This window comes from Aestuariivirga litoralis (assembly GCF_015714715.1).
GTDB classification, from domain to species: Bacteria; Pseudomonadota; Alphaproteobacteria; order Rhizobiales; family Aestuariivirgaceae; genus Aestuariivirga; species Aestuariivirga litoralis_A.
This window is the reverse complement of sequence record NZ_WAHS01000001.1, coordinates 48,333-58,457: the sequence shown is the minus strand read 5'-3', so window position 1 is coordinate 58,457 and position 10,125 is coordinate 48,333. Positions and strand designations below refer to the sequence as shown.

Below are 10,125 nucleotides of genomic sequence, written 5' to 3'. Positions count from 1 at the left end.
TCGGATATGTTGGCTCAACAATCACCGACACGCGTGCCGATTGCCCGCAAGATCAGCCGTGATGCACGGCAGATGCAGCTCATCCGCGCGACGATGCGCGTGCTGGCCCGCAAGGGTTTTGCCTCGACGATGATTTCCGATGTGGCGGCGGAAGCCGGCGTTTCGCATGGCTTGGTGATCTTCCATTTTGAAACCAAGGAAAAGCTGCTCACCGCCACCCTGCTCCACATGGCGGAAGAGTACCGCGCCAACTGGACAAATGCCCTGGCCAAATCAGGCCCGCATCCGGCCGAACAGCTTGATGCCTTGATCCGCGCGGATTTTGACAAGGCCATTTGCACGCCAGAACATCTGGCCTGCTGGTGCGCTTTCTGGGGCGAAGCGCAAAGCCGCCCGATCTACCAGCAGGAATGCGCCCCGAATGACAGGAAGTATATTCGCAATCTGGAATCCATTTGCGCCGCATTGATCAAGCAGGGCGGATACAGCCACGATGCCACCCGCACCGCGCGCATCATTCGCCTGGTCAGCGATGGCCTGTGGCTTGATATTCTCTCGATGAAGAATGCCTATAACCGCAATGAGGCTTTGCGCACGCTGTACACCTGTGCTGCCGTGCATTTCCCCAAACACTTCACGCCGGATGGCCTGATCAGCCTCTAGGCTTTCGGCCCCTGATATGGGTGGGCGTGTGTTCGCCCGAATCCAGAACGGGGATCATGTTGCGCCAGACTTTGATATTACCGTCCACAAAGTCACGTCCGAGTTCAGCAACTAAATCTGCAAAGAGAGGCCCTTCAAGGCGCGCCAATTCTTCGCGCGCCCGCACGCGGTACCAGTCATTACGGCTCTTCAGCAAAACAGATTCAAAACCCGCCATGGATAAAGCATCGGAATAGTGTGCCGGCGCGGCCATGCCGAAATCCAGACCTTCAGCCGCAATATAGGCTTTCATCTGCGCGGAAGGCTCACCATCATGGCCGATTAGCCAGTCCGAAGCCACCAACCATCCACCTGGCTTCAACACGCGAGAGACCTCTCGCATCAAGGCGTGCTTGTCCGGAATGTGGACGATGGAATCCTTGCTGAACACCACATCGAATGTCTGCGGTGGAAACGGCAGCGGCCCCGGCGCCACTTTCACAAAACCGGCGCGATCAGCGATATTTGCATTTTTAGCGGTGCGCCGCGCCACCGCCAGCACACCGTCTTCCACATCGATGCCCGTCACATAGGCTGCACCATGCGCCCTGATCAGTTCGACTTCGATGCCGCCTGCCCCGCAGCCGATATCCAGCACGCTTTTGTCGGCGAGGCTCAAGCCTTCCAGCAACAACTTCACTTCCGCCGGCCCGCCGGGCGACAACCAGCCTGCGCCCCAAATGCGTTCAAGGATCGAAATCAATTTGGGATGATAGAGTTCTTCGCTCATCACAAGACTTTCAACTGAGCCATTTGAAAAAGCAAGGCGCGGGCCATCTGGACTTAAGCCCGCATCCGCGCTTCAATGCCTCATGCGCACAACAAAGCTTCTCCATATCGTCACCTGTCACGCCGAAGGCGAAGTGGGCGATGTTATCGTTGGCGGCGTGGCGCCTCCTCCCGGTGCCACCATCTGGGAACAGTCACGTTTCATCGCCAAGGATGAAACGCTGCGTAATTTCGTGTTGAACGAACCGCGCGGCGGTGTTTTCCGCCACGTCAATCTTCTGGTGCCGCCCAAAGATCCGCGCGCCCATACGGGTTGGATCATCATGGAGCCCGCCGACACGCCGCCCATGTCTGGCTCCAATTCCATCTGTGTGGCCACCGTATTGCTCGACACTGGCATCGTGCCGATGCAGGAACCGATCACACATCTCGTGCTCGAAGCGCCCGGCGGCGTGGTCGAGGTGAAGGCTGAATGCAGCAATGGCAAGGCTGAACGCATCCATGTGCGCAATGTGCCGTCCTTCGCGCAGAAGCTCGATGTGCCGCTGGAGATCAAAGGTATGGGCACGATCAATGCCGATATTGCTTTTGGTGGCGATAGTTTCGTCATCGTTGATGCGCAATCCGTCGGCCTGCGCATTGTCGGCGATGCGGCGCGCGAAATCGCCGAACTTGGAATCAAGGTTACAGCTGCGGCGGAAGAACAGCTGGGTTTCAAGCATCCAGCGAAAGACTGGAACCACATTTCCTTCTGCCAAATGACCGAGCCTGTGCAACGGGTAAATGGCGTGCTGACCGGCAAGAACGCCGTGACCATCAGGCCCGGCAAGCTGGACCGCTCGCCCACCGGCACTGGCTGTTCTGCCCGCATGGCGGTGCTTCATGCGAAAGGCCAAATGAAAATAGGCGAGAAATTCATCGGCATCTCGCCGCTCGACACCGAATTTCATTGCAGCATTGAAAGCGAGACGGATGTGGGCGGTACCAAGGCCATCGTGCCAGTGATTTCCGGCCGCGGCTGGATCATCGGCACCGCACAAGTGATGCTGGATCCATCGGATCCCTTCCCGCAAGGTTATCGCCTGTCGGATACATGGCCTAAAATTTTCTAAACGGGGGAAACTGAAATGACCAGTATGCGCAAGGAAGCCGACTCATTGGGCGAAGTGAAATTGCCCGCCGATGCGCTGTACGGCGTACATTCTCTGCGAGGGGCAGAGAACTTTCCGATCACCGGCACGCGTTTGAGTGATTATCCGGAATTGATCCAATCGCTGGCCATGGTGAAAAAGGCTGCAGCGTTGGCCAATATGGAATTGGGTGTTCTCGACTCCCGCATCGGCGGCGCCATCACTCGCGCTTCTGATCGCGTGATCGCCGGCGAAGCCGATAGCGCCTTCATCGTGGACATGCTGCAGGGTGGTGCCGGCACCTCCACCAACATGAATGCCAATGAAGTGATCGCCAATCTGGCCTTGCGCGAACTGCAACGGCAACCGGGACATTACGCACTCATCCATCCGAATGACCATGTGAACCTTTCGCAATCCACCAATGACGCTTATCCCACCGCTGCGCGATTGGCGATGGTGCGCGCCTGCCCGCCTCTGGCTGAGCAGTTGCGCCTGCTGAAAGCCGCGTTCCTTGCCAAGGGTGATCAATTTCACGACATCATCAAAGTGGGCCGCACACAATTGATGGATGCTGTGCCCATGCGGCTGGGCGATGAGTTCCGCGCTTTCGGTGTGACCGTGGGTGAAGACATCGACCGCCTGCTTGAAGTGGGCAATCTTCTGCGTGAGATCAATCTGGGCGGCACAGCGATCGGCACCGGCATCAACACACCACCGGGTTATGTGGAAGCGGCGGTAAGGCATCTGTCAGCGGTATCCTCCGAGCGGATGATCGCGGCTGGCAATCTGATCGAAGCCACATCCGATATGGGGGCGTTCGTGACTTTCTCGGGCGTGCTGAAACGCATTGCCGTGAAGCTTTCAAAAATCTGCAATGATCTGCGTTTGCTGAACAGCGGCCCGCGCGCGGGGTTTGGCGAAATTAAATTACCTGCCATGCAGGCGGGCTCTTCAATCATGCCGGGCAAGGTCAATCCCGTCATTCCGGAAGTGATCAACCAGATTGCCTATCAAGTGATCGGCAATGACCTCACCGTCACCCTGGGTGCAGAGGCCGGACAGCTGCAGCTCAATGCAATGGAACCTGTCATCGTGTTCAACATCCTGCAATCCATGCGCATGCTCACGCGCGGCATGAAAGTGCTGCGCGAAAAATGCGTGGACGGAATCGAGGCCGATGCCGCGCGCTGCCAATGGCTGCTGGAACATTCGCTGGTGGCTGTGACCGCCATTAATCCATACGTCGGCTATGCCAAGGCGAGCGCGGTGGCCAAGGAAGCATTGGCCACCGGGCAGTCATTGCGCAGCGTGGTTCTGGCGCACAAATTGATGACAGATGCGCAGCTGGACGAAGCCTTTGCGACTGAAACGTTGCTGGGGCAAAAACCAACGTAAGTTATTTATTCTTTTAATAGGAAAATAAAGATTGACGGCGTACGCTTCATCTGCTACGTCCCGTCATACTCCACAAATCCATTCCCAGCCCAGATCGCCCCGGTAAGGTAACACCGTGTCCGAATCGAATTCTGTTCAGCTTTATAGTGATGCGCTCGTTGTGCTCGGCACGGCGGGCATCATCGTGCCTTTGGTACGCCGCTGGGGCATCAATCCCATTCTCGGCTATCTGGGTGCTGGCGCATTGCTGGGGCCGCTGGGCCTTGGCTCGCTGATCAAGGAATTTCCGTTCCTCTATTGGGCCACCATTGTCGATGCTGACAGCGTGTCCGGCCTGGCAGAACTGGGCGTGGTGTTCCTGCTGTTCCTAATCGGCCTTGAGCTTTCTTTCCAGCGGTTGATCACCATGCGCCGTCTCGTCTTCGGACTGGGCGGACTGCAATTCGCAATTTCTGCGGCGGTGTTGACCGGCATTGTCATTGTGGCCGGCCAACCTCTGATCCCTGCTGCGGTGATCGGCATGTGTTTGGCACTTTCATCCACGGCCATCGTGCTTGATCTGCTCGGTCATCAAGGGCGGCTTGCCACCTCCACCGGCAGGGCCAGCTTTTCGATTCTGCTGATGCAGGATTTGGCGGTGGTGCCCATCCTGGTTTTCATTTCGATTTTCTCAACTGGAAACGAAGGCTCGGTCTGGGCCGATCTGGGTTACGCCTTGGCGAAGGCGGCCATCGCCATCGGCGTTGTGGTGATGATCGGGCGCTTCCTGTTGCGGCCTCTGTTTCAGCTGGTCACCACGGCACGTTCCACCGAATTGTTTGTTGCCGCGGCTTTGTTCGTGATCATCGGTGCCGGGCTCATTGCCCATGCCGCCGGGCTTTCCATGGCACTGGGCGCTTTTATCGTGGCCCTGATGCTGGCGGAGACGGCCTATGGCAAGGCCATCGAGTCGGCAATTGATCCGCTCAAGGGTCTGTTGCTCGGGCTATTCTTCTTCACCGTGGGCATGAAGATCGACTTCCGTGAATTTTTGCGTGAGCCGTTCTGGCTCCCCGTTGCCATTGTCGGTTTGATCGTGCTGAAGGCGGTGATCCTCACTGTACTTGGCCGGCTGTTCAAACTGTCCTGGCCTGCCGCCATTGAAACCGGATTACTGCTTGGCCCAGGCGGCGAATTTGCATTCGTGGGCATCGGCATGGCGGCGGCGCTGCATCTGGTGCCGGAACCTGCGGCCAGCTTTATTCTGGCCGCGACTGCCGTCACCATGGCGGCCACGCCCCTACTCTCCAGCCTGGCAAGGCGGTTCGCACCGGCGCCCGCTCCTCATGCAGCGGTTGATCCGGCCTTGACAATCCAGTCACCCTCGACTGAACGCCGCGCCATCGTCGTGGGCTTCGGCCGCGTGGGCAAAGTGGTTTGCGCGCTGCTTGAGGAACACAAGATCAAATTCATCGCGATCGACAATGATGCAGCCGGCGTGGCGCGCGACCGCAAGCGCGGCCACCCGGTTTATTATGGCGATGCGTCTGATAACCGGTTCCTCGAAACAGCGGGCCTGCCGCTGGCCACCGCCGTGATCATCACCACCGGCACGCGCGCCGCGATTGACTCCATCGTGGAACATGTGCGCGAAATCCGGCCCGATATTTCCATCATCTCACGCGCTGCCGACGAAAAACACGCCAGCCATCTTTATGCGCTGGGCGTGACTGACGCAGTACCCGAAACGGTGGAGGCGAGTTTGCAACTTTCCGAAGCTGCACTCATAGGCCTTGGCATCCAGACAGGGCCCGTCATCGCCTCTATCCACGAAAAGCGCGATCAGTTCCGCCATACATTGCAAGAAGCCGCCAAGAAGGCTGGCCGGGGGGAAATTCATTCGGTACGGAAGAAAAGCGCGCCCAAACGGATTTAACAAAAGGGCGATAGTTTTCGAAAGGCATGGTTTTATCGGTTTGACGGGCTTAACGGCCAAACTTGATTAGGTAATTGTCGCACATTTCGCAGAGTTCCGGAAAGGCTTGTGCGGGATCCGGGCTGTTCGTCCAATCAATGAAGGCCGCAAAGCGGCGCTCCATTTTTACTTTGTGGTTCTGGTAGATGTCGCTGATCCGGTGCTTAAGGAACGGATTTTCAAAACGCTGCATAGTGGTTTCCATATAACGTGCAGCAGGCTCCGCCATATTGCGCAGGCCAAAGCCTGGAATGATTTCGCGCTCATAGAGATTGATCAGGCGGGATTTGACCCTCGCGTCCTGCAGAATGTCCCGGACCGTTTCATCTTCCGCGCGCAGCTGCGACTTCCAGATTTCCGTCAAGTAAGTGTGCCCGAGATTCAAGATGTGAAGTTTTAAACGCGCGAAGGGCTCAAGGTCACCGGTCAAAACCACATGGAAATCTTGAAAAGGAAATTCGCCAGCTTCGCCCCATTGAATGGCCCATAGACCGTAAGGTTCGGCGATGGCACCGATGGGCTCAATCGCTTCCGAGACAATCCTGTCCACCAGCGTGTTGCAGATAGTGACTTCGCTTGCCAGCCAATCGTTGAATGAGGCAGGCAAGGCCCAGGCTGCGGCCAGAGCCTGCAAACAGTGCCGGAGCACCAAGCCGTTGTCGTTGATGAGTTCGCAAGGCAGGATCAGCAAAGGCCGCGCGCCCTGTTCAAAGCGGTATTTCAACAGAAGCAGGAGTTTCGCAGCAAAGCTTTTGGGCACGCTGCCTTCAGTCGGCTGCGCCCGGCTATCTTCAACCGAAACCGCAAAACCGCTGTCACCGACATTTGAAAACACGATTTCAGTTTGGTGTGCGAAGACATCCTTCACCTGCTGCCAGTTTGCATGCGCGTCATAGGCCGCAGCGATGCCCTTGACAGTGATGACCTCGTCAATAAGCGTTCCATCCTCATAGCCGCGCAGGCGCACCGGAAATTCGCGCATCGCATGGAAAGCAGCGACCCGGCCGTCGCGCTGGCCCGCACCTGTGGTTTTGACGATGGTGATGGGGCCGATGTCCTGCCCGTCTTGCCGGGCCTGATGCACAAAAAGATCAGCGTGCGCCTGCAGGAAGCGGCTGGTTCCAAACTGCATGATGCGCTGTGGCATCTCAGTCCATTTCGATCATGGCCTTGATCAGGCCATTCTTGTCACGTGCCCAAGAGGCCAGGTTCGCAGCCGCACTGTCAAACGACGTGCGATGGGTAACCAATGCATCAACCGGAATTTTTCCCGATTGGATGGAAGACATGACCAATGCAAAATCTTCCGCAGTAGCATTTCGGCTAGCCAGAAGCCGCATCTCGCGCTTGTGGAAATCGGGATCGAAGAACGAGATGCGGTCCTTCACCAGGCCCACCATCACATAGCTGCCGCCATGGGCGACAAAGCCGAATGATTTTTCCATCGAAGCAGCGTTGCCGGTCGCATCGAAGACCACATCAAAGCCATTGCCTTGCGTGGCGTTCAGGACATCCTGCTCCACGGATCCCGTTGAAAGTATCGTGCTGGTGATACCCGTCACCCAGCTCGCCAAGGCCAGCCGGGCCGGATCGCGGTCCATGATGGTCACGTTGCCGCCCGCCACTGCACCGAACAATCCGGTACCCAGCCCAATGGGCCCTGCCCCGACGATCAACGCGTTCTGTCTGCTGCGCAATTCACTGCGCCGCACCGCGTGTGCACCGATGGCCAAAAACTCAACGCAGGCCGCAGCATCGGCCGACATGCCATCCGCCAGCAGCAGATTACCTTCCGGCAACGCCAGATATTCCGCCATGCCGCCATCACGGTGCACGCCCAGAACGGCGATCTTCATGCAGCAATTGGGCTTGCCCTGCTTGCAGGCATGGCATTCACCACAAGCAATGTAAGGGTTGATCGCCACCAGCTGCCCAGCGCTAAATTTAGATCCGGCATCGGCTTCAATCACCGTCGCCGCAAGTTCATGGCCCATCACCCGCGGATATTGCAGGAAGGGATGCAGGCCCTCATAGATGTGATAGTCAGTGCCACAGATGCCGATGCGCTGCAGCTTGACGATGGCTTCGCCAGGCTTGCGCACGGGCAAGGCGCGCGTCTCCACGCCCAGATCATGCGGTTGCCGGCAAACGAGTGCTCTCATAGATGTTGGCATTGTCAGAGGCCACTCATGCGCTTCTTTTGCAGATTGTCGAGATAGACAACTAGCGCTATCAGCAGGCCTTCCAAAACCATTTCCCAGAACGGATCAATATCCAGCAGCACCGCGCCATTGCTCATCGTGGTAAACAGGATGGCACCAGCGACAGCGCCAAGCACCGTGCCGCGCCCGCCAAAGAGACTGGCACCACCTACCACAGCGGCGGCAATCGCCTGCAATTCGTAAGCATTGGCCATCGAGGGCGAAGCAACGCTCAATCGCGAGACGAGCAGCACACCCGCCAGCGTGGCCAGGCCCGAACTGATCACATAGGCCAGCATGGTAATCTTGAAGACGGGAATGCCCAGCCGGCGCGTGGCCTCGCTGTTGGAACCGAGAGCGTAGAGATAACGGCCCGTCTTGGTGAAGCTCAGCAGATAGTGAACCACGATGGCCACGACCACCAGCGTGAGAAAAAGGTTGGGAATGTAGAACACCGTGCCGCGCGCAAATTCTTTGATGTTGGGCGGCAGGCCACCCACCGTCATGCCGCCCGATGTGAGCAAAGCAAGGCCGCGGTAAACCTGCAGGCCAGCGAGCGTGACGATGAAGGCCGGGATGCCGAGCTTGCCGACAGATACAGCATTCAACGCGCCGATCAGCATGCCTGCGATCAGCGTGATCACCACTGAAAGCGGAATGCCAAAATTATGGGAAAGAAGCTGCGCAACCAGCACGCCGCAGAAGGCAGCGACCGAGCCTACCGAAAGATCGATGCCCGCAATGATGATGGTGCATAACACACCGATAGCAATGATGCCGGAGATCGAAACTTGGCGCATCATGTTGCTGATATTGTCGCCGGTCAGGAAATTCGGCGCGATCAGCGAGAGGATGATCCACAGCAGCACCGTGAAGGTGACGACATAGGTTTCAACCGGGAGCCGGTGAAACAGCTTGTTCGAGAAAAAGTTTTTCATTCTGGCTCCGACCGTGCCGCCACGAAGTCTCAGCCGGGACGGGAGAACGTCCCGGCTGGATCACCTTTGACGGATATGCGAACTGCGATTAGTTGCCCGTGAAAGGCGAAAGTTTACGCTTGGTCACGTCCAGCAGGCCGGCATAGGCAGCATCGCCCATATTGGCCTTGGTCACGGCACCCACGCCAGTATCCACGAACTTCGGCAGGCGCACGCCATGTGCGGCGGCATAGCCATTCCACACACCAGCATAACCCATCATGTAAGGATCCTGGATGATGAGGGCATAGATCGAGCCATCATTGAGATGTTCGACTTCGCCCTTGTCAGCGTCGAAAGCCACGAGGCAGAACTTGTCGCCCAGCTTCTTTTCGCTGATCGAGGTGCCGGCACCCGTGCCCATCTGTGCATTGTCGGCGAACACGCCGGCCAGGTCAGCGTCCTTGGTCAGCATGTCGGCGGTCAGGCTCATGCCTTCGGCTTCTTCATTGTTGGCAACGCGGTTGCCTACAATCTTGATATCCGGATAGGCCGCGATGCCGTCCTTGAAACCCTTGTCGCGCGAGTCGAGAGACTCGTGCCCAGCCATGGCGGTGAGGAAGGCAACCTTGCCAGCGGCCTTGCCCGTGCGTTCCTTGATGCACTGAGCCATGGCGTCAGCAGCAGCCTTGCCACCGGCTTCATTGTTAGTGGTGAGGAAGGAGGCATAAGCGTCAGTCTTGGCGCCGGAGTCGATCACGATGACAGGGGTGCCGGCCTTGCTGACGGCGGCAATGGGGTCGCCGAGAGCTTCAAAAATCGTCGGTGCAATTACGATGGCCGAAGGCTTCTTGCCGGCAGCGCTTTCCAGGATGGAGATCTGTGCAACAGCGTCATCCTTCGGCGAACCCAGCTGTTCGATCTTGACGTTGAGGTCCTTGCCGGCCGCTTCAGCGCCCTTGAATACCCACTGCCAATATTCCGACGTGGTGGCTTTGACGATCACCGCCACCGTGTCTTGCGCGTGAACGGCGTTGCCGATCAGCAATGGCAACGTTGCAACCGAAGCTGCGAGAATGAATTTCTTGAACATT

9 protein-coding genes are annotated in these 10,125 nt (G+C 57.6%); 4 read left to right on the top strand and 5 right to left on the bottom strand.

The features are described from left to right. The first annotated feature begins 6 nt into the window (after positions 1–6). Positions 7–663, top strand: coding sequence for a TetR family transcriptional regulator C-terminal domain-containing protein (locus F8B91_RS00280; RefSeq protein ID WP_196501687.1), 657 nt, complete (start codon positions 7–9; stop codon positions 661–663). On the opposite strand, the gene F8B91_RS00275 is transcribed toward F8B91_RS00280, so the two are convergent. Next, positions 653–1,432, bottom strand: a complete 780-nt coding sequence (locus tag F8B91_RS00275; protein ID WP_196501686.1) for a class I SAM-dependent methyltransferase — start codon at positions 1,430–1,432, stop codon at positions 653–655. The genes F8B91_RS00280 and F8B91_RS00275 overlap by 11 nt on opposite strands. An 82-nt stretch (positions 1,433–1,514) precedes the next feature. Here F8B91_RS00275 and F8B91_RS00270 point away from each other — a divergent pair, with 82 nt between their 5' ends. The 3 genes from F8B91_RS00270 to F8B91_RS00260 all read left to right on the top strand — a co-directional run bounded on the left by F8B91_RS00270 (position 1,515) and on the right by F8B91_RS00260 (position 5,874). Next, entirely contained in the window at positions 1,515–2,543 is a 1,029-nt protein-coding gene (locus tag F8B91_RS00270) for a trans-3-hydroxy-L-proline dehydratase (protein ID WP_196501685.1), read from the top strand. A 15-nt stretch (positions 2,544–2,558) separates the two neighbouring features. Continuing rightward, on the top strand, positions 2,559–3,959 hold the full coding sequence (locus tag F8B91_RS00265; protein ID WP_196501684.1) for an aspartate ammonia-lyase: 1,401 nt from the start codon (positions 2,559–2,561) through the stop codon (positions 3,957–3,959). Between the two features lie 115 nt (positions 3,960–4,074). Beyond that, positions 4,075–5,874, top strand: coding sequence for a cation:proton antiporter (locus F8B91_RS00260; protein WP_196501683.1), 1,800 nt, complete (start codon positions 4,075–4,077; stop codon positions 5,872–5,874). A 49-nt stretch (positions 5,875–5,923) separates the two neighbouring features. Here the strand turns inward: F8B91_RS00260 and F8B91_RS00255 are convergent, their stop codons facing one another. The 4 genes from F8B91_RS00255 to F8B91_RS00240 form a co-directional block, all read right to left on the bottom strand. After that, entirely contained in the window at positions 5,924–7,060 is a 1,137-nt protein-coding gene (locus F8B91_RS00255) for a mannitol dehydrogenase family protein (protein WP_196501682.1), read from the bottom strand. 1 nt (position 7,061) lies between these two features. Beyond that, a complete protein-coding gene (locus tag F8B91_RS00250) occupies positions 7,062–8,075 on the bottom strand; it encodes a zinc-binding alcohol dehydrogenase family protein (RefSeq protein ID WP_196501681.1) in 1,014 nt (337 codons plus the stop codon). 14 nt (positions 8,076–8,089) lie between these two features. Then, positions 8,090–9,052, bottom strand: a complete 963-nt coding sequence (locus tag F8B91_RS00245; protein WP_196501680.1) for an ABC transporter permease — start codon at positions 9,050–9,052, stop codon at positions 8,090–8,092. A gap of 88 nt (positions 9,053–9,140) precedes the next feature. Continuing rightward, positions 9,141–10,124 (bottom strand): ABC transporter substrate-binding protein, encoded by a 984-nt coding sequence (locus F8B91_RS00240; protein WP_196501679.1) that lies wholly within the window; start codon positions 10,122–10,124, stop codon positions 9,141–9,143. Position 10,125 lies beyond the last annotated feature (1 nt).